General features: G+C 58.6%; 18 protein-coding genes and 1 tRNA gene. 8 read left to right on the forward strand and 11 right to left on the reverse strand.

The genetic code is table 11. The features are described 5' to 3' along the window. Nucleotides 1-264: 264 nt before the first annotated feature. The gene (locus tag ABSG47_RS03380) at nucleotides 265-774 is read left to right on the forward strand and encodes a hypothetical protein (protein WP_424166382.1); all 510 of its coding nucleotides are present in this window, start codon (nucleotides 265-267) and stop codon (nucleotides 772-774) included. Between the two features lie 219 nt (nucleotides 775-993). Here the strand turns inward: ABSG47_RS03380 and ABSG47_RS03385 are convergent, their stop codons facing one another. From ABSG47_RS03385 to ABSG47_RS03415, 7 genes are all read right to left on the reverse strand, one after another. Further along, complete coding sequence (locus ABSG47_RS03385; protein WP_424166385.1) at nucleotides 994-1,821, reverse strand: hypothetical protein; 828 nt, start codon at nucleotides 1,819-1,821, stop codon at nucleotides 994-996. 146 nt (nucleotides 1,822-1,967) lie between these two features. Next, entirely contained in the window at nucleotides 1,968-2,501 is a 534-nt protein-coding gene (locus ABSG47_RS03390; RefSeq protein WP_424166388.1) for a MerR family transcriptional regulator, read from the reverse strand. Nucleotides 2,502-2,644: 143 nt separating this feature from the next. Beyond that, a complete protein-coding gene (locus ABSG47_RS03395) occupies nucleotides 2,645-2,941 on the reverse strand; it encodes a nucleotidyltransferase family protein (RefSeq protein WP_424166391.1) in 297 nt (98 codons plus the stop codon). A gap of 46 nt (nucleotides 2,942-2,987) precedes the next feature. Continuing rightward, nucleotides 2,988-5,009 carry a DUF3857 domain-containing transglutaminase family protein gene (locus ABSG47_RS03400; RefSeq protein ID WP_424166394.1) on the reverse strand — a complete coding sequence of 674 codons (2,022 nt, stop codon included), beginning with the start codon at nucleotides 5,007-5,009 and terminating at the stop codon, nucleotides 2,988-2,990. Nucleotides 5,010-5,033: 24 nt separating this feature from the next. Next, nucleotides 5,034-7,058, reverse strand: a complete 2,025-nt coding sequence (locus ABSG47_RS03405) for a DUF3857 domain-containing transglutaminase family protein (RefSeq protein ID WP_424166397.1) — start codon at nucleotides 7,056-7,058, stop codon at nucleotides 5,034-5,036. A gap of 745 nt (nucleotides 7,059-7,803) precedes the next feature. Beyond that, nucleotides 7,804-8,469: a putative signal transducing protein gene (locus ABSG47_RS03410; RefSeq protein WP_424166400.1), complete on the reverse strand. Its 666-nt coding sequence runs from the start codon at nucleotides 8,467-8,469 to the stop codon at nucleotides 7,804-7,806. 30 nt (nucleotides 8,470-8,499) lie between these two features. Then, the gene (locus tag ABSG47_RS03415) at nucleotides 8,500-8,766 is read right to left on the reverse strand and encodes a hypothetical protein (protein WP_424166402.1); all 267 of its coding nucleotides are present in this window, start codon (nucleotides 8,764-8,766) and stop codon (nucleotides 8,500-8,502) included. Nucleotides 8,767-8,857: 91 nt separating this feature from the next. On the opposite strand from ABSG47_RS03415, the gene ABSG47_RS03420 reads away from it, so the two are divergent. The 5 genes from ABSG47_RS03420 to ABSG47_RS03440 all read left to right on the forward strand — a co-directional run bounded on the left by ABSG47_RS03420 (nucleotide 8,858) and on the right by ABSG47_RS03440 (nucleotide 16,723). After that, nucleotides 8,858-8,933: transfer RNA gene (locus tag ABSG47_RS03420), tRNA-Thr, on the forward strand. A 67-nt stretch (nucleotides 8,934-9,000) separates the two neighbouring features. Then, nucleotides 9,001-11,031, forward strand: coding sequence for an alpha/beta hydrolase domain-containing protein (locus ABSG47_RS03425; protein WP_424166404.1), 2,031 nt, complete (start codon nucleotides 9,001-9,003; stop codon nucleotides 11,029-11,031). A 205-nt stretch (nucleotides 11,032-11,236) separates the two neighbouring features. After that, nucleotides 11,237-12,226, forward strand: coding sequence for a tetratricopeptide repeat protein (locus tag ABSG47_RS03430; protein WP_424166406.1), 990 nt, complete (start codon nucleotides 11,237-11,239; stop codon nucleotides 12,224-12,226). A 244-nt stretch (nucleotides 12,227-12,470) separates the two neighbouring features. After that, the gene (locus tag ABSG47_RS03435) at nucleotides 12,471-15,449 is read left to right on the forward strand and encodes a protease pro-enzyme activation domain-containing protein (RefSeq protein ID WP_424166409.1); all 2,979 of its coding nucleotides are present in this window, start codon (nucleotides 12,471-12,473) and stop codon (nucleotides 15,447-15,449) included. 101 nt (nucleotides 15,450-15,550) lie between these two features. After that, a complete protein-coding gene (locus ABSG47_RS03440; protein ID WP_424166411.1) occupies nucleotides 15,551-16,723 on the forward strand; it encodes an acyl-CoA dehydrogenase in 1,173 nt (390 codons plus the stop codon). Here ABSG47_RS03440 and ABSG47_RS03445 read toward each other — a convergent pair. After that, nucleotides 16,720-19,038, reverse strand: coding sequence for a RelA/SpoT family protein (locus ABSG47_RS03445; protein ID WP_424166413.1), 2,319 nt, complete (start codon nucleotides 19,036-19,038; stop codon nucleotides 16,720-16,722). The two genes, ABSG47_RS03440 and ABSG47_RS03445, sit on opposite strands and share 4 nt — an antisense overlap. A gap of 70 nt (nucleotides 19,039-19,108) precedes the next feature. Here ABSG47_RS03445 and ABSG47_RS03450 point away from each other — a divergent pair, with 70 nt between their 5' ends. Next, on the forward strand, nucleotides 19,109-20,413 hold the full coding sequence (locus tag ABSG47_RS03450) for a class I SAM-dependent rRNA methyltransferase (protein ID WP_424166415.1): 1,305 nt from the start codon (nucleotides 19,109-19,111) through the stop codon (nucleotides 20,411-20,413). 6 nt (nucleotides 20,414-20,419) lie between these two features. Here the strand turns inward: ABSG47_RS03450 and ABSG47_RS03455 are convergent, their stop codons facing one another. The 3 genes from ABSG47_RS03455 to ABSG47_RS03465 all read right to left on the reverse strand — a co-directional run bounded on the left by ABSG47_RS03455 (nucleotide 20,420) and on the right by ABSG47_RS03465 (nucleotide 23,569). After that, nucleotides 20,420-21,628, reverse strand: a complete 1,209-nt coding sequence (locus tag ABSG47_RS03455; protein WP_424166417.1) for a DUF6599 family protein — start codon at nucleotides 21,626-21,628, stop codon at nucleotides 20,420-20,422. A gap of 91 nt (nucleotides 21,629-21,719) precedes the next feature. Further along, nucleotides 21,720-23,060 (reverse strand): methylenetetrahydrofolate--tRNA-(uracil(54)-C(5))-methyltransferase (FADH(2)-oxidizing) TrmFO, encoded by a 1,341-nt coding sequence (trmFO, locus tag ABSG47_RS03460; protein ID WP_424166420.1) that lies wholly within the window; start codon nucleotides 23,058-23,060, stop codon nucleotides 21,720-21,722. Then, nucleotides 23,057-23,569, reverse strand: a complete 513-nt coding sequence (locus tag ABSG47_RS03465) for a GNAT family N-acetyltransferase (RefSeq protein ID WP_424166422.1) — start codon at nucleotides 23,567-23,569, stop codon at nucleotides 23,057-23,059. The genes trmFO and ABSG47_RS03465 overlap by 4 nt, the downstream gene beginning before the upstream one ends. Nucleotides 23,570-23,779: 210 nt before the next feature. Here ABSG47_RS03465 and ABSG47_RS03470 point away from each other — a divergent pair, with 210 nt between their 5' ends. Beyond that, complete coding sequence (locus ABSG47_RS03470) at nucleotides 23,780-24,973, forward strand: tetratricopeptide repeat protein (RefSeq protein ID WP_424166424.1); 1,194 nt, start codon at nucleotides 23,780-23,782, stop codon at nucleotides 24,971-24,973. The last annotated feature ends 455 nt before the right edge of the window (nucleotides 24,974-25,428 follow it).

Raw genomic sequence — 25,428 nt, forward strand, 5'->3', positions numbered from 1 at the left:
TGTTCACAAGAACTCTTGATACATTTGGTGACCTCTGGCCGTGTAAATTCCTGAAAGCCAGAAGCTCCCAAGAGTCTACGCATCAGGATAAGCCCGAATTCCGGCTCTTTGTGCGCCGTAGGAATCTCAGAAAAGCACCAATTCATTAAGTATCGACTCGCGAACGCTGCTCATGCGTATATAATTTTTTGCGCCGGAAGCAACAATGGAAAACCCTGTTTAAAATCAAAATCCAGACGTGCGATGCCTAGCTTAGGAGGCCGTATGAAAGCATACGATCAAAACACGGGCGATTTGGTTGTTAACGCGGCATTTCCCGCGAACGGTATACCGGGAGAAGTCATCTCCGTGCGCACAGATCTTGGTGTGCAAGTACATGCATGGCGCCCAAATCCGCTTCCACAGAATCTTCTGCAGTGTTATTTTTGTCACGGCTATAGCCTGGGCACCTATGCGCAATTCGGTTATTCCATCATGTCTGGTCAATCTCTGCATCAAGTGTTAGCTGACGAATTTTTCAAAGTGGGTACTCTGGGGATGGGCAATTTACACGTGCAGCAAGGCGACCGTATTGTCTGGTGGAAAGGATTAGATGCAATTCATTCTGCCGTAGTTGATCACCCGGTACAGAATGGAAACCAGTTAAATGTGAACCAAACGAGAGTGAGCAGCAAAACAGGCACGGGGATAGTTCGAATTAATGTGCCGTTGGCAACGGTCAACAACGATTACAACACCGCTAACTTGAGAGAAATCTATCGAAGACAGCCTTAGCGGCTGCTTCAGGATCAGGTTCGTTCTCTTACATCTTTTTCGGCTCCGGTGTATTCTTTGTGCCCGCGTCTATTGATGCGAACAAACAGTATGGAGGCTCGCCGGATGGCTCAGGTCCGTGTGTTCGGACCTGAGATAGCGCATATTACACAGCCCCACTCTCGCCGCAATGCATCATTCGCGGACGAAGTGGGGCTGTCTATCTGCGCTCCCGCTTCATTACGGCTTCACCGGCACTTCGCTCACTCCCGGCAATATCTCCATCGTCACCTCAAAGCGGTGGCAGTTGCTATATTCGGCGTCATACTGCATCGCAACGTCATCGTCGTTGCCGCGCGTCAGTTGTGCATGCACGCGCACAGGCAGTAGATACGAGCTCTGTCCCAGCGGAACCAACGCATATTCGGTTTTGGTCGTCAGCGTCTTGAGTCCGATCGCATCCCCGGCATGGAGCGAAACGGACTCCATGCGAAGAAGCTGCGCTGAATCGGCATCCAGCCAGAACCGTGCCTTGGTCGCAACCATAAATTGGCTGCACGCGGGATTCTGGTAATTCTCCAGCCTGCCGGTAACTTCCATCAGCATTTCTTTGTCGTTTCCGCTTGGCTTCAGTTCGTAGGCGTGGCATTGCTCATATTTCAAAGCAAGATATGGCGAGAAGCTGTTGCCAAAACCGCCCGCAATCGAAAGCGGAAGAACCACATCTCGCTGCATCTTCCCCGTCTTTCTGTTCACGGTCTTGCCGTTCACAGTGCGGAGCGTGCGCTCTTCCTTGAACTCATCCGCATCCGGCTGCCGCGTCGCACGCATGGTTGAATCGAGCGTAATCTCACGCTTCACTTTATTGTCGATGAATCCCACGGAGCGCACATGCTCGTCGCAGTCGATATTCGGCAGCGTGGCCATCGATGTCTCCAGCCTGGCACGCGCCTTTGCAAGCGTCTGCAGCGCAGCCGCGCTGTCCTGTTGTGCCTGGGCAGCAAGAACGCACGCGGCAAACAGAACCGGGAATCCAAAGAGTTTGCGCAATGCATGACCGTTAGGCATCTCAGCTAATGATTCTCTCGCATCGAATCCCGCCTGCCCACTCTCGGCACAACGAATCATTCGCGGGCAGCGCGGGCTAGTCCAGCCGAGCGCAAAAACAAACGGAGGCGTTAGCCCCCGTTTGTTTGATCTCCGAGGACTGATCTCTATAACGGAAACAGCGGCTCGCACTCCGTCTTGACGCGCAGAATTTTGGCCTTGGTCCGCACAGTCAGGTGCGGCACTCCCGGCGATGGCGCCTGATCCGTGCTGCCCAGCCTTCCGCTGTCCAGCATGGAGAGGATTTCTCTCAGCTCAGCCTTCGCCCGGCCAATCGTAGCCGCCATATTCGGCTCGCTCACAGACTTAGCCACAACAGCCGGCCCAGCCTGCCGCGCCGCCTTCATCGTCGCCTGCGGTCGCGGAGCCACATCCAGCACCTGCTTGGCCCCTGCAATCGTATAGCCCTCGGCATGCACCAGCCGCTTGATGTCAAGCGCCAGCTCCACCTCGCGCCGCCGGTAAAGCCGCTGCCCCGTGCCGCTTTTATTGGGCTTCAGTTGCGGAAACTGCGTCTCCCAGAAACGAAGCACATACGTCTCCACGGCGCAGATGCGGGCTACATCGCCAATCTTGAAATACAAGCGATCCGGAATGACCGGAGCCTCGCTTACCTCGAGTTTTTTAAATACCTGGGCCATCTATAAGAAATCCACGGTCACATAGCGAGTGCGACCAGGCGCCTGCAGAGCGCCACTCTGGTCGCAGTATAGGACAGCCCTCACCCAAGGATGAAAGCCCAATTCCAAAACAGGAATCAAGTTAGGGACGGGGCTATGCATCTTCAAAAGGCATGAACAGCCTCTTGCTGAACGCGCGTCCGGACGGGATCGCGCAACGAATCCGCCGGCGCTAAATCCACCTTGGCCCCAAGCAGATCGCTCAGCCGATTTTCCAGACGTGCCATGCTCAATAGCGTGAAGCGTTTCGTGCGATCAAAATCGGCTACTAAGTCGATGTCCGAACTGTCCTGCGCCTCATCGCGGGCCACAGAGCCAAACAGACGCAGATGCACAATCCCCCCAGCGTTTAATTCTCGCTGGTGCCGTTGCAGCGCTTGGATGACAGCGTCCTTGCCCATATAGAGATTCTGACTCAACCGCGAACGGAAGTCCACATCGGCCCATTCATCTCATCGTTGATTGCTTCTTCAAAACGGCAGCACCCTTCTCACTCATCAGAATCGCCTGCTCCAGCTTGCGAAACTCCGCAGCCTTCCCCGGCGGAATCTCCACATCGCGCACCACATATTCACTCTCGTAGTGCAGCATGCTGCCCTTGGCCGTCACCGTCGATTTATAACTCGCAAACTGCACATCCACGCTCACCGGCTCCGGCGTATCGTCCACCGCATATCCCGCCGGCAGCGCAATATCGAAGGAATCCTTCCACGTCCCCGGATGCCCCAGCACAATCGGGTACAGCCGCGTCTTGCCCTCCATCACATCCGGCACAGAATGCGTGTGCGATCCCAGCACGCGCGGACGCAACAGCAGCAGCGGCCCAGCCGTATGCGCATAATTCTCGGCCGTTAGCTTCACCGTCAGGTCCAGCGGCTTCTCCAGGTCCGTAACCGCTGCAAACTGATAATCCTTGAACGCCAGTCCAGGCAAATCCGCACCCAGCCGCCGCTCCAGTTCCTCATGCACTTCCTTTGCATCGGAGCGCTTGATAAACATCCGTTCCCGCTGTGCATCGTCGCCCGTGCGCCGCTCGCGAATCACTCCGGTAAGCTCGCCATTATCCGCCAGCGTAAAGCTGCCCTGCCGCGTCAGCCCCTCGGCTTCCGCCGGCAGCACCGGCATCTGCAATATCTGACTGTTCGCTCCGTCGGCCAGCACGCCATAAGCTCCCTGCAGATCGCCGTCCAGCAGTCCCACCGGCGTCCACTCATCCGTCGGATCAAAGATCAGCAGTGTCTTACCCTGTGCCGTTTTGACCCGTGCCAGCAACCGGGAATCATTCTCGCCAGCGGGCAGCTCAATCGCCGTAATCATGTGGTTCCCAATCAGTGAAGGCTCCTTCGGATCAATCACTCCGCGCTCACTGTTCACATGAAAGTAGTGCGCCTGCACGCCCACCGCTTGCAGCATCGAGATCAGCAGCGTCGTCTTGTCCTTGCAGTCGCCATACTTGTTGCGGTAAATATCCGCCACCCAGTGCGCCTGCATTCCGCCAATGCCCTTCACCACAATGAAGTAGCGGATGTTCTTCTGGACATAGTCCGTAATGCGTTCCAGCTTCGTGTAAAGGTCCGGCGCGCCCGCCGTCAGTTCCTGCGCCTTGGCCGTAATCTCCGGCGTCGGATCAAAACGATGCGTCTGCAGCCCGCTCTCCCACGTTCCCAGCGCCAGCCATTGGTTGTCGGTGCCCTTCACCGCCAGATCGCCCCACTTCACGCTCATCCGCGCCGCCAGCGCAGACCACGGCGGAGTGGAACGAAACCTCGCCAGGTCCAGCCCCGGCATATTCGTAATCTCCCACCGCAGTTGGTTCGGCCCCGTCTCGGTCGGTTTCACCGCCGGATAGCCGCGCCAGCTATCCGCATAGTGACCGCCTGCGGGAAGCGAAAGCTCCATCGCCTCATGCACCACCGGCACATCGTATTGGATTGCCCAGTTCTCTTCGTGGATATATGGCTGCAGCAGCACTTCCGTCTCGCAAGCCACCACCGCGCCGGGGTCCGCGCCCGGTGGATTCACCACCCGCACCCGCGCGTCAAACTGCAGTATCGATGCCTCGGCCAGCCCCTGGTCGCTGTAGTCCTCATCCTTGGCCTGGAACTGCTTTCCATCTGCCGCAATCGTCCACGTATGAAAGTTCTTTAGCTTCTCATCCGTGTCATAAAAGGCATAACAGTGCCCATACTCGCGTCCTTGCGGTTTTAAAAGCCGCACAGCAAATCGCCGCAGCTCCACCGCGCGATTCTGCTCGTCCACCGTAATCTTGTATTCGTCAAAGAGAATCACCGCCGGCGCATTCGTCGCTGTTGCCACCACAGGCGTCGGCGTCTTCGCCGCCTCTACAGCCCAGTCCGGCGCTGGCATCGGCTTTTCCTTCGCCCAGGCAACTGACGTCCACCCCGGCAGTACCGTGACAAACACCAGCCCCAGCACCGCCATCTTCAAGTCTGTGCGCCAATTCCCCATACGCTGCCCCTCATCCACGGTCGACTATTTCTGTGCCACCGCTACTTTTGCCAGCACCACTTGCTGCTGATCGTTCGCAGCCACTTTTTCATAAAAACCACGCAGATCCTGGTACTGGTCCGCTTTCAGCACCGCAAATCCCCGTGTCAATTGCCGCACAACAACAATTTTTCCCTCGTCCTGCGTGATCTTCGTCACAAGCTGCGCTTTAGGTGACCACGGAATGTTGGAATCCTTCGGCGCGCCTTCTACCGTATATCCCGCCGGCAGATGATATGTCACCTGGTCCGCTATCGTACTCGCATAGTGCATATCCACCGGCGCTTGCCGTTTGTCCTCATCCACAAATGGCTGCCGCGTCCGCGATTCAAAAAAGAAGCCCGGCAGCAACAGTCGTTTACCCGCTTGCATGCCCAGCGTTCCCTCCACCTTCACAATCGCCATCAAATTCACCTCCGGGTCATCCATCCCCAGAAAGTGATCCAGATGCGCCTGCGTTCCCTCCGGCATTTCGCCTGGCAGCATCTGGTCGAATCGTTTCTTGACCTCTTCCTCGTCCGTCTCCAGCATCATCTGCCGCCAGCGCAACGCCTCCTGGCCTGTCATCAAAAATCGAATGCTGCCCGTCATCGCGCCATTCGCATCAATCGTTACATCGCCAATTCGCGTCATTGTATTTTTCATATAAGGCAAAGCGGGCGTCACTGTTGCGGCACGCCCATCCGCGCTCTGCCGAACACCGCCCGCAAGCTCGTGCGTCCAACTCACGGTCAAAAATGGGCACATCTTCTCACCAGGGTCCAGCAGATACTCTTTGCCACCCGTTGAAAGAATCACCAGATCGTCGTCCAGCTGCTCGAACCTGAGATACCGAGGTTGAAATAGATTCCTGGCGCGGTTTACCACCTTTATGTCGTACGCCGTCAGCCCCGCAGCCCGCAGCATCGCCAGGTACAGCAGTGTAATGTCCTGGCTCGATCCGCTTTTCTGCGCCCACGTATCCTCAGCCCGCTTGGCCGGCTTCAACCCCATCGCCTTCAGCTCTGCCTTACCCCTGGCCCGCGAGTAATCCGTATTGTCCAGCGCCTGTACTGCCTTGTACAGCTTGTGGGCCTTGTCCAGATCGCTGTCTCCCGGCGCTACAATTCCCGCCACCGCTGTCTTGATCGCCCCTGTGGGCTCGGCAAAGTGATCCACATCCTTCGACCACAGCTTCGCCTCGCTGTTCCAGAAATCCCCCGCATTGGTCGCCGACATGTAATAGAAGTACAGCTGGTACAAAAATGCATCCATAGGCGGCATAAAGGCTTCATGCGGAGCCGGCGGAATATCGCTCAGATCCAGCGAAAATCTCCCCGTCCCATCCTGGGAAACATTCACGCCCGCCGGCAGCAGCGGCCACCACATCAGCGTATTGAGCGGCCGTCCACGCCAATCAATCAAATAGCGCGAAGTGATCGCGTTCGATCCCTTCTGGAATGCCTTGAATGGCATAAACATGTAGTGCGCCTGGTGTACGAAATATGCCTTCTGAATATCCCACCAGGGCGACGAAAACGCATTATCGTCATAGCGAATCGTGTACTGGTACTCCAGAATGCTGCCCACCTCCACGCTCGGCAAGTTGATCACACGCTTCGCAATCTGGCTCACCCCATCCCTGGTCAACACCTTCATCGCCAGCAAATCCTCCGGCTTGCTTCCCGGCTTGCCCTCCAGCGGAACCACCGTCCCGTCCGCATGAATCGTCCGCGCCTTGATGTCCGTCACCTTCTGCTCGCCGTGCGTGTACGGCACCTCCACAGTCGCCAGATCTTTGCCCTTCTCCGTCAGCACCTTGATCCGCGCATACACGCTGCGATAGTGCAGGTCGTCGTCCGTCTTCTGTTCAAAGTACAGATACACCGCCGCCGCTCCCGGCGCCTTCGGGTCCGAGGTCATCGACAGCTCTTCTTTTGTCGGATCGTGGAACTGCGCGCGGGCAGTCAGCGGAACAGCGATGAAGGCAACCAGCAACAGAACAAAGCAAAAAAACGTACGGCGCCGCATGAACGGTTTCCTCAGACTACGGTGAGTCGGCTAACGTGAGTTGTAGGATTTCGAAACATACCCCGGAGTAATGCCCGGATTCTAGCCTGAATCGCCTCACCCGCGAAAGTAAAAATCTTCGCCGCCGCCGCCCCCTGAAGGGCAAAGGTGAGTATGTTCGGACCTGGGATAGCGCTCCCGCCAACTCCCCACAAAGTTGTGATCCTGAAAATAGCCGCATTTCGGCGGAGTGAAGTACCTGTTTTTGCTTTTCGCTTGCACCAGCACCAAAAGGTGCGCCCAGCACCCGGCTCCATCCTGCTGCACCAGAAATGGTGCAAACTGTCTCACGTCAGTCCCACCCCCCTGGCCGGCCCGATAGTCTCGTGCCAATCCAGGTACCAGGGGGCTTGCAATTTTCTCCGCGCTGTTCATTTCAGCGAGCGCGGTCGAAATGGGGTGGAAATGCTGTGGAAAAAAGGACAAAAACCCCCGAAAATACCCGCAAAACCCAACAAATTCAATAGAATAAAAGGCGAAGAGTTTAGTGGGACCCGCGCGCCGCCTCAAAATTTGTAATTGGCGTAAGCCATTGATAATAAATACTATATTTAGCTTTCGAATTATCCTTGACACGCCCTTCGCGCAACCCTACTATGCAGCCAGAAAGTTCTGATGGCCTTGCCTCCGTTGGAACTATTCTCCCTGAGGAAGGAGCTGCCCATTGCCGGGGCGGCTCTTTCCGTTTCTAAGCCAAATTTTTCACTCACACAGCCTCATCCGGAAGCTTCTCAAGTTCTGTCCACTCTTTACCGCAAACTTCGCAGCTCCAACGATTCGACTGCTCGTCTTCAAGCAGCGTCGGGTCAGGAGCGCCGCAGGCCGGACACTTCGGTATCACGTAAGCAGGAACCTCCGTCTGTAGCTCGTCAAGAATGTCCTGCGGAATCGGCTGCGCGATAATCTTCCGCGCCTCCTCAAGCCGATCCGCAGCAACCATAACTCGAAAGGGAGTTCGACCAAGAAACCGAGTAGCAAAGTCGCGCTCAGGATCGAACAACCAGCTTTCTATTTTCGCGCGGCCAAGCACCGTCCCGATCTGCCAAGCCTGTTCGCGAGTCTCGCACTCGCACAAATCCGTCTTCCACGTGTACTCATGCGGCATCTCGCCGCCTTCAACATCGTCGTTGCGTTCCTCGCGCCCATCCAGCTCAACACCACGCTCAAACCGCAATCGCCCTGAATCCTGCTGCACCTCAGCCGGCTTCGTCGGATCGCCCAGCCCGCGCTTCAGCATCTCGACGCGCAGAACCTCCTTTGCCACATTGGTCAAGTCGGAGTACCGGCTGGCAAGCCTCATCAGCTCGCCATCGTACATCTGCGCATAGTGCTCAGAGATCCTGCGCCACTCTTCATTCAGATCGTCTTGCATAGTGTATGCAGTATAAGAGCCAATCGCTTTTTACGGCTGCGTCCGAATCCCGAAATCGATCAGCATCGATCGAATCACCACCAGCACCGTCACCGTGATTGCCGCCCAGATGCACGTCCAGAAAGCCACGCGGCTGAACGGAAGCAGAATGCCGGTCCCTTTCGAGTGGATCACGAAGCCGAGATTGTCCGGCAGCACGGCTCTCACAATCACCGCAAAAAGAATTCCTCCCGCCCACACCAGGGCGATGCGAAAAGCAAGCAGCACGGACTGTCCAAGAATGGTCTGCGCGGGCAAGGCGTTCCCCTTTCGACAAAAGAGAGACGAACCAAACTATCGAGTCACAACTTTACCGAAACAGCAGCCAACGATACAATCAGGAGAGCGCGCCGACGTAGCTCAGCTGGTAGAGCAGCTGATTCGTAATCAGCAGGTCGTCAGTTCAAGTCTGACCGTCGGCTCCATCCCTTACAACGCATGGATTCAACCGCATCTGCCCCTGCATAAAGGCGTATGTGGTAGCCTCCGTGCATGTTCCGCAAGCTCTCCTGCCTGCTCCCCGTGCTGATTTCCGCTCTGCTTTTTGCGCTCTTTGCAAAAACTCTCTCCGCGCGCGTGGAGCGCGTGGAAATCGCCTCGCGGGAAGATGTGCTGGACGGAAAAGTCTTCGGCGCGGCAGGCGCATACGAGCGGATCGTGGGAACGATCTACTTCTCCGTTCCCGTCAACAATCCACACAACGCCGCCATCGTGGACCTCAAAAATGCGGTAAATCTTCGCAACGGCGAAGTCGAGTTCTCAGCCGACTTCATAGCCATCCAGCCAAAGAATCCAAAGCTTGGCAACGGCTCGCTGCTGCTTGAAAATCCCAACCGCGGCCGTAGCGGCATCCTCCGCCTCATCGATGGCGGCGACTGGAACATCGCCAAAGATGGCGGAGACGCATGGCTCCTCCGCCAGGGCTTCACCTTCGTGACCCTCGGCTGGCAATGGGACGCCGCAGGCGCCGGTGCCCTCACCTTTCACGCGCCCATTGCCAGGGAAAACGGCAAAACCATCACAGGCCTCGTACGCGGAGACCTGATGCTCTCCAAGCCCATGGAAGAAATTCCGCTCGGCCACCTGACCGGCGGCACCATCGGCGGCACCGAGTATCCAGTCAGCGCGCCAGGCGACGCTCGCAACACGCTCACCGTGCGCGACTCCCGAAACGCCCCGCGCCAGCTTATCCCTCGTTTGCAGTGGCAGTTCGCGCATACCGTCGATGGCAAACTCGTCCCAGGCGACCGCTTCATTCATCTCGACGGTGGATTTCAACCCGGCAAAATCTACGAGTACGTCTACGTAGCCTCCGATCCAGTCGTTGCAGGCGGCAGCTTTGCAGCCTTCCGCGATTTTGCCTCCTGGGCCAAGCACGATCCCAATGCGCTCACGCCAGCCGAACGCGTCTACGGCGAAGGCATCTCGCAGAACGGCCGCTTCCTCCGCGACTTCCTCTACCAGGGCTTCAACACGGATGAAGAAGGCCGCATCGCGCTCGATGGAGTGCTCGCCCACGTAGCTGGAGCCGGCCGCGGCAACTTCAATTACCGTTTCGCGCAGCCCTCGCGCGACGCGCAACCCACATCGTCGGTCTTCTATCCGGTAGACATCTTCCCCTTTACCGATGAGCCGGAGACAGACCCAGCCACCGGCGTAAAGGCCGGCCTGCTCGACCGCCCAGTCGCAGACAAGACCGTCCCAAAGATATTCTTCTCCAATACCTCCTATGAATACTGGGGTCGCGCCGCAGCCCTGATCCACATCGCCGCGGACGGCAAGCATGACGCAACAATCTCCAGCAATGTCCGCATCTACCACTTCACCGGCCTGCAGCATTTCTCCGGCCCCTGGCCGCCGGCCATCGGCAAGGGCGACGGCGATGGACAGGAGCCGCAATCGCCGCTCGCCGTCCGCTACTTCTGGCGCGCCATGATCGCGAATATGGATGCCTGGGTGCGCAGCGGCACTGAGCCGCCACCCAGCAGCTACCCGCGCATCGCAGACGGAACGCTCGCGCCTCTTGAAAAATGGGCCTTCCCAAAGCTGCCCGGCGTGAATCTCCCGCATGAAGCCAACGGAGCCGTCCATCTGGATTTCGGACCCGAGTGGAAGCAGGGAATTACCACCGTCCAACCGCCCAAAGTCAGCGCAGCCTTCCCGATTCTGGTTCCTCAAGTGGATTCCGACGGCAACGAAAAAGACGGAGTCCGCCTCCCGGAGATCACAGTCCCGCTCGCCACGATCACCGGCTGGAATCTGCGCGATCCCTCCATCGGAGCGCCCACCGAGCGGCTCGCATTTGAAGGCTCATGGATCGCCTTTCCAAAAAACGCCGGGGAGCGGCAGAAAACCGGCGATCCACGCCTCTCCATTGCGGAGCGGTATACCGGCGAAGAAGATTATCTAACCCGTTACGGCCGTGCTGTCGATGAACTGATCCATCAGCGCTGGATTCTGCCCGAGGACCGCGACGCCATGATGGCGCGCGCCAGACAGGAGTGGACGGAGGCTCTCCGGTGACGGCCTGGCCGGGTTTGTGAACCAAATCAGGTACTGTTATCCACCGGCTTTTTTGCTCAGTCTTAATTCAGGACAGCTTATCCACGCTTATTCTTGGCATAATCGCAGCAAGAGCGGTTCCTCCTGATCCACGCAATGCCCAGGCGGAGCGAAGATCGTAATCGAGATTCGGTCGCGCCAGACGAAACCAGGGGAGCAAAGACAAGTGAGCCAGTACCTTAGCCGCCCAGGTCAAGTGAGTCAGGCAGGTGCCGCTGTACTCAGCGCTTGCCAGAACTTCAGCCGCCACGACGTTTTGCGGATTCTTCAGATCACACCGCATCAGCTTCAGGGTTGGGAACGCGCCGGACTGATAGACGCACGCGAAATCTACACCATCCAGGATCTCGGCCAGTTGCGAACTTTGCGCTCGCTTCGAGCCGACGACGTGTCGGCTTCCTCGATTCGTCACTCCATTGCAGCCATGCAGGCTGTCTCGGGAATGGCGAATCCGCTGCAGGAGGCAACCGCCGTCCGCGCCGGCAGGCAGATCGTCTTCCGGCATCTCGGCGCCATCGTGGATCCCATCCGCCGCCAGCTTGTCTTTGATTTTGAGCATGTTCCCGGCAAGGAGGCTGTCAAGGCCCCGCAGCCGCTTCGCCGCACCAGCGCATCGCCCGTACAGACCCGTTTCCTGGCCGCTGTTCAAGCCGAGGAAGCCGGTGAGAAGCGCCAGGCGATGGTGATTTACGAAGAGATCATCGTTTCGAACCCGGATTACGCTCCGGCCTATATCAATCTCGGCACCATCTACTTTCATCTGCGCAAATACGATCGCGCAGAGGACCTCTACCGCCGCGCCACGCAGGCCGATCCGGAGTATGTGCTGGCCTTTTTTGATCTGGGCAACGTGCTGGATGAGCTGGACCGGCCCGACGAGTCCATCGAAGCATACCGCCAGGCTGTTGTGCTTTCTCCCAAATACGCTGACGCGCACTATAATCTGGCGCTCGCTTATGAGTGCAAGGGCGATCGGCGCAGCGCGCTGCGCCACTGGCAGACCTACGTGCGGCTGGACCGTAACGGCCCCTGGGCGGACCATGCCCGTGGGCAGATTCGCAAGCTGCTGCGCGGCGAAAAGCTGGCCATCGCCTGGCGCTCCAACCGGTTTGTGGCCAGAGGCAACGCTAAGGTGAACCTGCGGATAGTAGAATAAGGAGGCGTTTTCCGGCCTTCGCTTGAGGTGCAGCGGTGGCAAAAAAATGACTCACCACAACTTTGTTCCCGGAGATGAGTCTATTTATTCGGGGGATTGCGGTCTGCTCTGCTGTATCTCCCAAAAGAAGTAGCTGAATGAAGGTCTGTGCTATTGAATCCGTTCGGCTGCGGACTCCAGATAGATCGTACGGGCTCAACGTAAGCCCCTCTCCATCTACGGTAAGGCCACAAGGAAAAATCCCATGAAGATCATAGATGCATTGTTTCAGCAGAGGCAGCTTCAGCCCCGCTTGCGGGTCTGGTGTGCAATTACAGCATTGGCTCTAACGGCTGGTGCGTTGGTTGCCCAGAGTCCTGCGGTACGCATTCCAGCGGAAATCAACAGCAGCGAACAATCCGTGATTCCAGGTTCAAAGCACCCTCTGGCGCTTGCCCAACTCGATGCCGGCCGCGTCCCCGCCGGTACTCGACTGACAGATGTCACCATCTTCTTCAAGCGCTCGGCGGCGCAGGAGGCAAATCTGCAGACGCTCATCGGAGCGCAGCAGACGCCGGGTTCGCCGCAGTTCCATCAGTGGCTCACGCCGGACCAGTTTGCGGCGCGCTTTGGGGTAGCCGATGCGGACCTGCAAAAGGTGCAGACCTGGCTTGAACAGCAGGGATTCGCCGTAGACTCGATTAGCCGCAGCCGCAATGCAATCCACTTCTCGGGTACGGTTGGAAGCGTGGAGCAGACCTTCGCCACCGAGATGCACTACTACAAGCTGGCCGGCGTCAAGCATATAGCTCCTTCCACCGCGCTTTCGGTTCCCGCCGCCATAGCTCCCATGGTTTCCGGCGTGCTCAACCTCAATGACTTCAAGCCGCGGTCGATGATGGTTCATAGAAAGCTGTCGGCAAAGCCCGTCAAGCCTCTATATTCCGTGACCGATTCCAGTGGCGATGAGGACGTCTTCTTCGCGCCCGGCGACATCAAGGTAGCCTACGACATTAACCCGCTCATCAGTGGGGGAAATAACGGCACAGGCCAGACCATTGCCATCATGGGTCAGTCAGCCATTCAAGTTAGCGACATTGAGAACTTTCAGCAGGCGGCGGGCCTTACAGTCAAAGACCCGACCATGACGCTGGTTCCCAATACAGGTCCGTCCACAATCGAGCCGGACGGCGACGAAGGTGAGAGCGACCTGGACGTCGAATACTCCGGCGCGATAGCCACGGGAGCAACCATCAACTTTGTCTACACAGGCCCCAGCTCTAATTTAGGCGTCTTCCAATCCTACATGTATGCCGTAGATAACAATATCGGCAACATTATCAGCATCAGCTACGGTTCGTGCGAACCGGCAATCGATCAAAGCGATTTCACCACCTTTGAGTCCTGGGGCCAGCAGGCAATGTCGCAGGGCCAGACGGTGATTGCGGCCTCGGGTGATTCAGGCGCCACGGCTTGCTATGCAGACACGGATCTCTCCACCACGCTGCAGGACGGGCTGGCGGTAAGCTACCCGGCCAGCAGCGCGTATGTAACCGGTGTGGGCGGCACGGAGATCACCGCGGCGGACGACGCTGTGGGAACGTATTGGGCCGCGCCAAGCTCGAGCAGTGGCGTTACTCTCACCAGTGCGCTCTCCTACATTCCTGAGATCGCCTGGAACGACGATGCGATCAACACAAATGAGACCGATAACCCCGACTGCACGGCTTCCTTATCATGCGTCAGTGCCAGCGGAGGCGGCATCAGTATCCTGACGGCTCAACCCAGTTGGCAAACCGCTTATTTCACCGCTACGGGTGAAGCAAACCCCAGCAGCCAATGGCGCCTGGTGCCCGACATTGCGCTCTATGCATCGCCGGACTATCCCGGCTACCTGTTCTGCACCGGCGACACGAGCGACTGGGAGCAGGGTCAGGAAGCGAGCTGTGGCGAGACCAATGGCGCGTTTGAGTTCTACGATTCCATTACCGGTTTCTTCAACATTGCCGGCGGCACCAGCTTTGCCGCGCCGATCTTTGCCGGCGAGTTGGCAATCCTGAATCAGGCCAAGGGGTACACCACGGGTCAGGGTCTCGCAAACACGCAGTTGTACACGCTGGCGTCAAACTCCGCCACGTATGGCACTGCCTTCCATGACGTGACCTCAGGCACCAACAAGTGTACGGAATCGGGCTGCCCCGGCAGCGGCGGCTACTCCGCCGGAACCGGCTATGACCTGGTGACAGGACTTGGCTCGCTCAACCTGAACAACCTGGTGACGGCATGGCCTGAAAGCACATCTACCTTGATCGGCACCACAACGACGATTACAGCCTCGAACACAGCGCCCTTGGTGAATGTCAGCGATACCTTCACCATTACGGTATCCGCGGCCAGCGGAACCACCGTGCCTGCGGGATCTGTGAGCGTCTCGATCAATGGCGGCACGGCAACCTCATATCCGCTGACAACCAGCGGTTCAGCGGCCACCGCTTCGTTCAATAACACCTTCACTACGGCGGGCTCGTATACCGTCACGGCCAGCTTCCCGGCCAGTACGACATTCGGCGCATCCACGGGAAGTACGACAGTCAATGTCCAGGGCACCAGCTCCGGAACGGGTACATTCACAATGGCGTTCAGCCCTTCCTCTCTGACAGTTGCCCAGGGATCGATGGGAACAGCGCCGCTTGTCGTAACTCCCGCGGGTGGGTATACGGGTACGATAGTGCTGGGCTTCTCCACCTCCAATGACAACGCGCTGGAAAATCTCTGTGTGGAAAACGGCAATGGAACTACCTCCAGCGGTAACATCGTGGTATCCAATACTTCAGCCGTAACCGGAGACATCATTCTGGATACGAATGCGGCGGATTGCACGACCGCCGCTGGGGTTGCGGCACTGGCGAAGCGCGGTTTGCATGTAATTCCACATGCGGGCAAGACGATCAAGGCGGCGGCAAACAACAGCAACCGAGGCGCGCTTCCGGCGGGGCTTGCGCTGGCAGGTCTTCTGCTGGCGGGCTTCCTTGGACGCTCGTCGCGCAAGCTGCGCGGATTGGCATGCATAATTGCGCTGGCCGCTCTGGGACTGTCGCTCACGGCTTGCGGAAACAGCAATCCAAATGATGCAGTGACGAATCCTCCGCAGGGAACTTATACCATCACCTTCATGGGACAGGATTCAGTGAACGCTACGATAACGGCAACTTCGATTCCGCCTCTGACATTTACCATCAACTAGAAGGTATCCGGCAACCTCAAAGGCAGGCGTTCAACAAGCGCCTGCCTTTTTCATTGCCCGCGAAGTTCACGATGCCTTTGATAAACTCCGAATCCAGAGGTATGTACCGCTTGACTCAGTCCCACGCAGGCCCGCTTACACAGCTTAGTGAAGACGAAAATCTCTTTTATTCCACCGTCCGGCAGTTTGCCGAAGAGACCATTGCGCCCCATGTCCGCGCAATGGACGAGGAGCAGAAGATGGCTCCCGCGATTGTGCAGAAAATCTTCGAGCTTGGCCTCATGGGAATCGAGGTTCCCGAGGCCTATGGCGGTGCGGCAGGTAACTTCTTTGACGCTGTGCTGGCGATTGAGGCCATCTCAACCGTCGATCCTGCCGTAGCCGTGCTGGTGGATGTACACAACACGCTGGTGGTGAATGCGCTGCGCCGCTGGGCAAGCGACGAGCAGAAGCGAACGTGGCTTCCCAGGCTCGCCGCGGACACAATTGGAGCCTATGCGCTCAGCGAAGCAGGATCAGGCTCGGACGCATTTGCCTTGCAGACGCGTGCCGAGGCCACCCCCGCCGGTTACCGGCTGAATGGACGCAAGCTCTGGATCAGCAACGCGCGCGAAGCCGGGCTCTTTATCGTCTTTGCCACCATCGATCCCACGGCAGGCTATCGCGGCATCACGGCCTTTGTAGTTGAGCAGGGAACGCCAGGCCTTTCCGTGGGCCGCAAAGAGGACAAGCTCGGCATCCGCGCCAGCAGCACCTGTGAGCTGATTCTGGATAACTGCGAAGTGCCGTCCGCAAACGTGCTCGGCGAAGCAGGCAAGGGATACAAGATCGCCATTGAGACACTAAATGAGGGCCGCATCGGCATTGGCGCGCAGATGCTCGGACTGGCGGAAGGCGCATGGCGTCACGCAGCCCGCTACGCGCTGGAGCGCAAGCAGTTCGGCAAGGCGATTGCGGAGTTTCAGGCGGTGCAGTTTACGTTGGCGCAAATGGCCACCGACATCGAAGCGGCACGGCTGCTGGTTTATAACGCCGCGCGGCTCAAGGATGCGGGCAAGCCATACGTGAAAGAGGCCGCCATGACAAAGCTCTTCGCTTCGCAGGTCGCGGAGCGCGTGGCAAGCCAATGTGTGGAGATATACGGCGGCAACGGCTTCGTGCGCGATTATCCAGCCGAAAAGTATTACCGCGATGCCAAGGTAGGCAAGATCTACGAAGGCACCTCAAACATGCAGCTCATGACAATTGCGAAACAGGTATTGGCGAAGCCTTAGATTTGCTGGCTGCGCTGTACCGTGCGCACGCCGGGAACCCGGCGCAGGCCGAGAACCATCTTGTTCAGATGGCGCACATCCTCAGCATCCACAACAAACTCGACAATAGCCTCGCCATCGTCGGTCTGTCGTGTGTCAACGCTGCGAATGTTCGTGTTGTCATCGGAGATCACGGCGGTCAGCTCCTTCAACATACCGGCGCGATCGTCGCAATAGATGGTGACGCGCACCGGGAAGCGCTGCAACTGGGAGGTCTGCTGGTCTGGCGTTCGCGCCCACTCCACATTGATGCGCCGGTCGCTTTCATAGAGCAGGTTTTGCACGTTGGGGCAGCCGCGCGCATGCACTGCCACGCCCTTGCCGCGCGTAACATAGCCCACAATCTCCTCGCCGCGGATCGGATTGCAGCATCGCGCGCGGTAAACGAGCAGATCGTTCTGGCCCTCCACTTCCAGTGAGTCCGAGCCCGTAAGGTGCAGCTTGCGGACAGTGTCCGACATGCCTCCTTCACCAGGCTTGGGCTCAACCACCGGCTCGGCTTCCTGCGCATCGGCATAGCCCGGAGCGAGTTTATTCAGAATCTGGTGCGCGGAATGCTTGCCCTGGCCAAGCGTTGCCAGCAGATCGGCAGCGGTCGCCACGCCATACTCATTTGAAATGCGGCTGAGATCGGAATCCGTAACCTGGCTGAGCGGAACCTTGAATTTTTTCGCCGCGCGCTCCAGCAGCTTGCGTCCAATATCGACTGCGCGCACGCGCTGATCTTCATTCAGCCAATGCTTGATCTTGTTGCGGGCGCGCGGGCTTTTAACAAACGTAAGCCAGTCGCGGCTGGGTTTGTGATCCTTCTGCGTGATGATTTCAACAATGTCGCCCGTGCGGAGCTTCGTCCGGAGCGGCACCATCCGCCCATTGATCTTTGCGCCAACGCAGGTGTGGCCCACATCCGTGTGAATCGTGTAAGCGAAATCCACCGGCGTGCCATCTGCCGGGACCACAACCACCTTACCCTTCGGCGTAAAGGTGTAAACCTCATCCGGATAGAGGTCCATCTTCAGGCTCGAAAGAAACTCGTTGGGATCGGTCATCTCTTTCTGCCACTCCACAAGCTGGCGAATCCAGTTGAGCCGCTCCTCATCGCGCGTGGTGATCGAACCCTCGCGAGCCTTGTACTTCCAGTGCGCCGCAATGCCTTCCTCGGCAATCCGGTGCATCTCTTCAGTGCGAATCTGCACTTCAAACTGGTGTCCGCCCTCACCTATCACCGTGGTATGCAGAGACTGGTAGCGGTTGGCGCGCGGCATGGCGATGAAGTCCTTGATGCGGCCGGGCACAGGACGCCAGAGCGTGTGAATCAGGCCGAAGACCGCGTAGCAGGCGGCTAGATCCTGCGTGATGACGCGAACGGCGAGAAAATCGTAGACCTGATCGAAGCTGACTTTGGAGCGCTGAATCTTCTGGAAGATGGAATAAAGACGCTTGATGCGCCACTCGACGCGCGCTTCAACGTTGTTTTCGCGAAGCTGTTCAACCAGCGTGTCTTCCACCGTGCGCAGGAATTGCTCGCCTTCGTCCCGGCGCGACTCGGCCTCAGTGCTCATCTGCTCGTAGCTCACCGGGTCGGTGTAGCGAAAGGCCAGATCCTCAAGCTCGCCGCGAACCTTGCCCATGCCGAGGCGATGCGCAAGCGGCGCGTAGATGTCCATCGTCTCGCGAGCGATAGCCTCCTGCCGCTCCGGCTTGAGGTGCTCAAGAGTGCGCATGTTGTGCAGGCGGTCAGCCAGCTTGATGAGAACCACGCGAATGTCGGTGACCATGGCCAGCAGCATCTTGCGCACGTTCTCAGCCTGGCGGTCTTCGCGGTTGGCAAACTGAATCTTGTCGATCTTGGTGACGCCGTCCACAATGTGTGCCACCTGGTCGCCAAAGCTTGCGGCAATCTCCTCGCTGGTGGCGGGCGTGTCTTCCACGGCGTCATGCAGCAGTGCGGCGGCAATGGCTGTGGCGTCAAGCTTCATCTCGGCGAGAACTTCCGCCACTTCGAGCGGATGAATGATGAAAGGCTCGCCGGAGGCGCGCATCTGGCCCGCGTGATGCGTAACGCAAAAGGCCCACGCTTTGCGGATGAGCGCGCTATCCTCTGTGGGGCGATTGGCTTGCACATGGCGGACCAGCGCTTCAAAGCGCTCGTTGATCCGCTCCTGTGTATAGGTGTCGGGATTGGGTTTGGTTACAGAACGCGGCCCGGAATTTCCCTGAGACGCTGGCGGAATGCCGGTCTCATCCGAAGTCAAGGGCTGCCGAAGGGTCGCCATAATTCATTATATTCCCCTTGTTGTAAAGAGGCATCTCCAAATCAGCTTGGTAGGATGAGTCGAGGACGAAATGGCACGCGAAAAACAGCCTGCGGTACGACGCAAAAAACAGGAAAAACCGGCACAAACCGCGCTCCCGTCAGCGCCCGCGCTCACGCAGGGCGCGAAAATAAGCCGCCGCGCCTCGGATCGGCTGCGCGAGGGCCACGTGTGGGTCTACGCCTCGGATGTGGAGTCGATCTCGGTTGGTGAGGGCGAAACTCCCGCGCTGCTGCCAGTAGCCGACAACCGCGGGTTGCTGCTGGGCACAGCGCTCTATAGCCCGTCCTCGCAGATTGCGCTGCGCATGGTGAGCCGCGCGGCAATCAGCCTCGAAGAGTGGCTCGGAGAGCTGGAGCAGCGGCTGCGTACGGCAGTACAAAGACGTCTGCCGATGCTAAGCGAAAGCACCAACGCCTGCCGCCTCTGCTTCAGCGAGGCAGATGAGCTGCCCGGGCTGGTGGTGGACAAATACGGCGACCTGGTGATTCTGCAACTTCTGGCACGCGGCCTGGACTCGGCTGAAATCCGTGAGGCCTGCGTGCGGGTGCTGCGCAGGGAGCTGCAGCCCGCCTCGATTCTGGAACGGCCCGATCCACGCATCCGTGAGCTGGAAGGGCTCTCCGTTCCTTCACTCGCGCCTCTGTGGGCCGCCAGTCCCGAGACTCCAGCGACCCAGGCGAGCTTTCGCCTCAATGGATTGGCATTTCATTTCGACGCCAACGCCGGGCAGAAGACCGGCGCTTTTCTGGATCAGCGTCAGAATTATGCCGTCGCGGCGGCATGGGCGCGAATGCTCGGGGCGACGGGCCGCGCTCTCGATGTCTGCACCTACCAGGGTGGCTTTGCCCTGCATCTGGCGCGGGTTTGCCAGCGCGTAACGGGCGTGGATGTCTCGCATGCTTCGCTTGAGATTGCGGAAAGGAACCTCGAAGCAAACCGTAGCGTGATTCAGGCTGAAGTGGATTGGATCGCCGCCGATGCCTTCGATCTCATGCGCGACTGGTCGGACGCCAGGGAAACCTTCGACGCAATCGTGGTTGATCCGCCGGCCTTCGCCAAGACACGCCGTGCCGTAGAAGGCGCACTGCGCGGCTACAAGGAGCTCAACCTGCGCGCGCTCAAAATGGTGCGGCCCGGAGGCCTGCTGGTGAGCTGCTCCTGCTCACACCATGTGGACTGGGCAGCTCTTGAAGGCGCCATAGCCTCAGCCGCTGCCGATGCGCATCGCCGTGTCATTGTGAAAGAGCGGCACATGGCCGCCGAGGACCATCCAGTCGTCCTGAACCTGCCGGAGACCGAATACCTCAAATGCCTGGTGCTCGAAGTCGAATAGCGCCGACTACTCGCGCAGATGGAGGCTGGTGAACTCGGCCTCGTACATGGAGGAGGCGGGCTTGCCGCGCGCAATGCGGTAGATTGCACGACCGCCGCCAAGGAACAGCCCCAGCAAGACCGCAGCGCCGCCCACAACCATCACAAACATGGCAATGTTGTAGAGCAGGGAGCTGGTTTTGGCCACATCGGAGATGCCGGGCATGGGCATCCTTGTCAGGTCAGAGGAGTAGTGGACGCTCTGGACCAGCTTGTGGCTGTCGTCGGGAATGGCATCCCCGCTGACAAAGGCTACGATGGGGCCGGTGCGGCGTACCTCAAGCGAGGCCTGGTCGGAATCCTGAAGAGGCTTGGTAAACGGTGTCTGTCCCTTGCCGCCGGACTGGATATAGGCGCGAATCTGTGCTTCGGCAGCAGTGGCAATCTGCGCAGTGGGGTAGGAGATGAGGGTAAGCGTGGCCGGGCCGGAGGAGAGCGCGTAGCTCGCGGTAACGGCTTCCGCATCCCGGTCAAAGCCGATAAGGCTTGCCGGCAGCACGCCGCCGGAGCCTGTGTAACCCGCCGGCCCAAGCGTGTAATGCGGGCTCAGCCCTTCAAGGCCCTTGCTGGGGATGAGCGCAAAGCCATCCGGCCCTTTGACGTAATGCGCGGTCTGATCCTCGCGGTCGGACTTTGGCAGCAGGGAAAGAATCGGCGGAGGCAGCGCCTTATTGCCCGCAGGTGTGGGCAGCGTGTCGGCGAGTTCGCGCAGTTCGGAAGCGGATTCGGGATGAACCTTGGAGAAGGTTGCGTCGATGACGATAGCTCCGCGCCAGAAGATCACGTGGTTGCCATTGGAGACTGCGCCGGAGCCGATCTGTTCTTTGGGCCACTTGGCATCGCGATAGAACCCGTATGCGCCAAACGAGCCGCTGACATCCGGAAAGCGCAGCGCCTTGACGGCAAGAGTCTCGTCGTCGCGCTTGTAAGTGGCCGTCATGCCGCTCTCGAAACCGTACTCCTTGAGCGCAGCGGCGTTGGCGGAGTCAATCTGCGCAGGATCGGAGACGTTTTTTGGAGCCTCGCTTGCAACCCAGCCGTCAAAGGCAGAGGGCAGTAGCGGCTTCTCGGGCGACTGTGCGGCTGCCTGTGGGGCGGGCTGCGCCTTGGGCGCTGCTGCCTGCGCCTGGGCGACGGTGAGTGTGGCAGCGCAGACGAGGATGGCAAACAAACGCATGAGGAACTCCAACCTTAAGGGTACAGCGTAGGACAAGGTGATGCTTCTTACGTTGGACACTGCGGAGGTGCGAAAGGTTCCCAGCGGTCTTTCAGGCATTTTGGAGCTGCATAGCGTTCCAGGCGTCAAAGGCGGCAAGAGTGCGTTCGCACTGAATGCGGCGGCGTTCTTTTTTGTCGCGGACCTTCTGGCGAAGCTCTTCTTCAAGCGGCTCCAGCAGGTCAAAGGTAATGTTGGCTGGCTGAAAACCCTTGGCATCGGCATGAGTGATGTAGTGAACCAGCGAGCCGAGAGCAGTGGAGCGTGGAACCGGCACAGGTTCGGCTCCGGCAGCAAGGCGCGCCGCGTACAGACCGGCAAGCATGCCGCTGGCAATGGATTCGGTGTAGCCCTCGACGCCCGAAATCTGTCCCGCGAACAAGATACCAGGCCGTTGGCGAAGGCGAAGTGTCTCATCTAACAACGCGGGAGCGCAGATGTAGGTATTGCGGTGAATCTGCCCGTAGCGCAGAAACTTCGCGTTCTCAAGGCCGGGGATGAGTCGAAGAATGCGGGCCTGTTCGCCGTACTTGAGGTGGTTCTGAAAGCCGACAAGGTTGTAGCTGTCGGCGCGGAGATTCTCTTTGCGGAGCTGGACGGCTGCGTAAGGCCACTTGCCGGTTCGCGGATCGGTGAGGCCGACAGGCTTCATAGGGCCAAAGCGGAGAGTATCGCGGCCACGGCTCGCCAGAACCTCGATCGGCAGGCAGCCTTCAAAATAATCCAGCTTCTCCCACTCCTTTTCCTGCGCGGCTTCAGCGCTGAGGAGAGCGTCGAGAAAGCGGTCGTATTCCTCGCGGGTGAAGGGGCAGTTGATGTAATCGGCGGTGCCTTTGTCCCAGCGTGCGGCAAAGTACACCCGGTCCATGTCGATGGAGTCGGCCTCGACGATAGGCGAGATGGAGTCGTAAAAGGCAAGGTGCTCGGACCCGGTAATGCGCAGAATCTCCTGGCTGAGCGCATTTGAGGTAAGCGGGCCGCTGGCAATAATCGTCAGCTCATCGGAATCGAGCGAAGTCACTTCTTCGCGAATCACGCGAATGCGCGGCTCAGCTTCAATGGCGTCTGCAATACGGCGGGAGAACTCGACGCGATCGACGGCGAGGGCGTGACCTGCGGGAACGGCGGTTTCGTCGGCGATTTTCAGCAGGGCCGAGCCGAAGCGGCGCATCTCTTCTTTGAGAAGCCACGGCGCGGTGTTGGGTGACTCGCTCTTGAGCGAGTTGGAGCAGACGAGCTCGCCGAATTCCGTGGTCTGGTGCGCAGGCGTGAGAAGCGGCGTGCCATCCACAATGCGGCGCATCTCGTAGAGATCGACTTGGCAGCCGAGGCGCGCGGCGGTGAGTGCGGCTTCAGGGCCGGCAAGTCCACCGCCAATGACTCGAATCTTCATGAGATTGGCTCCGAAATCACGGAAACCTCTTGCCCAGCCAGGCGCTTGAGAGCATCGCCGCTGAGGCCGGCGTTGCGCCACGCATCCAGAAATTCGGCCCCCATGGTGCGGTAGAAGTCAATGGCGGGCGTGTTCCAGTCCAGGACCTCCCACTTCATGCGGGCGCAGCCGCGCTCCAGGGCAATCTGCGCAAGGCGCTCAAGGAGCGCGCGGCCCAGACCCAGGCCGCGGAAAGCCGGATCGACGAAGAGGTCTTCGAGATAAAGCCCCGGCGCTCCAAGCCAGGTGGAGTAATCGAAGAAATAGAAGGCGAAGCCGGCGGGCGAGCCGTCGAGCTCGGCGAGAATACAGTGAAAGTAGGGATTGGAGCCGAAGCCGTGCGCCAGCAGAGTCTCTTCTGTTGCGACGACGGCATCCGGCTCGCGCTCGTAGACGGCGAGTGCGCGGATGAATCGCAGGATAAGCGGGACATCTTCGCGGCGGGCTGGACGGATGGTGATTTCGGCCATGCAGCTATTTTATGGCGTGATGCGAGACACGGAATACGGCGCGCTCTTGTAGTGGGCGCGGGGATTGATTTACCTTGAGCAGTGCTACAGACGCGTCTCTATCGGGATGCGTTGGCAGCAACTGCGAGGAACGGAAGAGCGCGGGGCGGATACCGGTTTTGATATCTGGGTAAGTGGCGCTGGCGCCGCTGCCTGCCAAGGAGAAACACTATGAAGCGGATTCTTATATTGGGCCTCGGCCTGTTAGGCCTGGCTCTGACCCCGGCGATGGCGCAGAATGCCAGTCCGGCGGGCAAGATTCACGGACACGTTACCAATCCGGTGGGCACAGCGCAGGGCAACGGCACAGTGAGCCTCAGGATCGACAGCTCGGGCGATAAGTACACCTTCCCGGTGAACGCCGACGGCGACTATTCGGGTGACGCGGCTCCGGGCACCTACACCGTGCTCTATCGTGACCCCACCACGACGAAAGACAAGGTTGTCGACCAGTTTGACAACATAAAGATTGAGGCGGGTCAGACGATAGTGCAGGATTTCGACCTGAGCCGTCCGGACTACATTAAGAAGCTTTCCGCGGACCAGCAGAAGCAACTTGAGGATATAAAGAAGAAAAATTCCTCTGCAGTCGCAGCCAATACGCTGATCAAGCAGCTCAACACGGATCTTGGCGTAGTGGTACAGGACATCAAAGATGCCGATGCCGCGTCGGAGACAGCGAAACAGGAGCTGGGCGCTGGAGCTACCAAGCAGGCCATTGACGCCAAGGTGGGCGAAATCAAGACGGCGAAGTTCACCGACGTGGAAACCATGATGCAGAAGGACGCAACCGCGGCCGGAACGCGCACGGATGTTTCGATTATCTTTGCGCGGCTGGGCCAGGCAAAGCTGGGCTTGAAGAAGTACGACGAGGCCGAGGCTGCGTTCAAGAAGGCGCTGGAGATGGAGGCGGGCTCAAAGAAGCCGAACCTGGAGGTTCAGGGCCTGTCGCAGAGCGGACTCGGTGAGCTGTATGCGCGCACGGGTAAGGTGGATCAGGCAACGACTGCTTATGACACGGCAGCGCAGGCCAATCCCAAAGGCGCGGCGGTGTATCTCAAGAATCAGGCGGTGATTTACTACCAGACGGGCAATACGGCGGCCCAGGTGGCTGCTGCGGATAAGGCGATCGCCGCGGACCCGACCAATCCGCTGCTCTATTACCTCAAGGGCCAGGGCCTGGTGGGGAATGCGACGGTGGACTCGAAGACGAACAAGATCGTGTTGCCTCCGGGCTGCGCGGAGGCTTACCAGAAGTACCTTGAGCTTGCGCCGACCGGGCCGTATGCGGCCGATGCGAAGAGCATTCTGGATTCGGCGGGACAGAAGATCCAGAGCAGCTACAAGGCGGGGAAGAAGTCGTAAAGGCAGCCATCCGCTTTCAGCTCTCAGTTGTTTGCTTTGTTTCTAAAGCATCTTCCCCGAAGATATAAAGTTCGGGCACCCCACCCTGGCCGCGTATTTGTTTTTGCGGCCAGGCTGGGATCGCTCCACAGCAAGAGGAGAACTGCTCTTTTCCCTTGTCCCTAGTCCTTCGTCATTACCAAAGTCCACCACCCTTTCGTAACCCCACCTCCTTCAGAAACTTTGCATGCAATTAACCCCATTTATGCTTTACTCAGAATCAGCATAAGAAAGAGCCACGGCCCGAATCCCAAAAAGGATTCGGGCCGTAGCTCTTTCAAGGCAGCCCAGAAATTTTTTTTTCGAGGGTGTCCCCTCAAAAGTAACCACTCATGATAATCAATTAGTAAACACTGTAAATCACCGGTAAATTACACAAAAACAATCACATAGCGGCATAATTCCCCACTCTTCTA

Source organism: Occallatibacter sp., assembly GCF_049510455.1.
GTDB lineage: Bacteria > Acidobacteriota > Terriglobia > Terriglobales > Acidobacteriaceae > Telmatobacter.

Coding starts and splice junctions, on each gene's coding strand:
- ABSG47_RS03380 (WP_424166382.1), top strand. CDS start 265: ATGAAAGCATACGATCAAAACACGGGCGATTTGGTTGTTAACGCGGCA.
- ABSG47_RS03470 (WP_424166424.1), top strand. CDS start 23,780: ATGAAGCGGATTCTTATATTGGGCCTCGGCCTGTTAGGCCTGGCTCTG.
- ABSG47_RS03390 (WP_424166388.1), bottom strand. CDS start 2,501: ATGGCCCAGGTATTTAAAAAACTCGAGGTAAGCGAGGCTCCGGTCATT.
- ABSG47_RS03410 (WP_424166400.1), bottom strand. CDS start 8,469: ATGCAAGACGATCTGAATGAAGAGTGGCGCAGGATCTCTGAGCACTAT.
- ABSG47_RS03395 (WP_424166391.1), bottom strand. CDS start 2,941: ATGGGCAAGGACGCTGTCATCCAAGCGCTGCAACGGCACCAGCGAGAA.
- ABSG47_RS03440 (WP_424166411.1), top strand. CDS start 15,551: ATGTACCGCTTGACTCAGTCCCACGCAGGCCCGCTTACACAGCTTAGT.
- trmFO (WP_424166420.1), bottom strand. CDS start 23,060: ATGAAGATTCGAGTCATTGGCGGTGGACTTGCCGGCCCTGAAGCCGCA.
- ABSG47_RS03450 (WP_424166415.1), top strand. CDS start 19,109: ATGGCACGCGAAAAACAGCCTGCGGTACGACGCAAAAAACAGGAAAAA.
- ABSG47_RS03405 (WP_424166397.1), bottom strand. CDS start 7,058: ATGCGGCGCCGTACGTTTTTTTGCTTTGTTCTGTTGCTGGTTGCCTTC.
- ABSG47_RS03455 (WP_424166417.1), bottom strand. CDS start 21,628: ATGCGTTTGTTTGCCATCCTCGTCTGCGCTGCCACACTCACCGTCGCC.
- ABSG47_RS03445 (WP_424166413.1), bottom strand. CDS start 19,038: ATGGCGACCCTTCGGCAGCCCTTGACTTCGGATGAGACCGGCATTCCG.
- ABSG47_RS03385 (WP_424166385.1), bottom strand. CDS start 1,821: ATGCCTAACGGTCATGCATTGCGCAAACTCTTTGGATTCCCGGTTCTG.
- ABSG47_RS03400 (WP_424166394.1), bottom strand. CDS start 5,009: ATGGGGAATTGGCGCACAGACTTGAAGATGGCGGTGCTGGGGCTGGTG.
- ABSG47_RS03465 (WP_424166422.1), bottom strand. CDS start 23,569: ATGGCCGAAATCACCATCCGTCCAGCCCGCCGCGAAGATGTCCCGCTT.
- ABSG47_RS03425 (WP_424166404.1), top strand. CDS start 9,001: ATGTTCCGCAAGCTCTCCTGCCTGCTCCCCGTGCTGATTTCCGCTCTG.
- ABSG47_RS03435 (WP_424166409.1), top strand. CDS start 12,471: ATGAAGATCATAGATGCATTGTTTCAGCAGAGGCAGCTTCAGCCCCGC.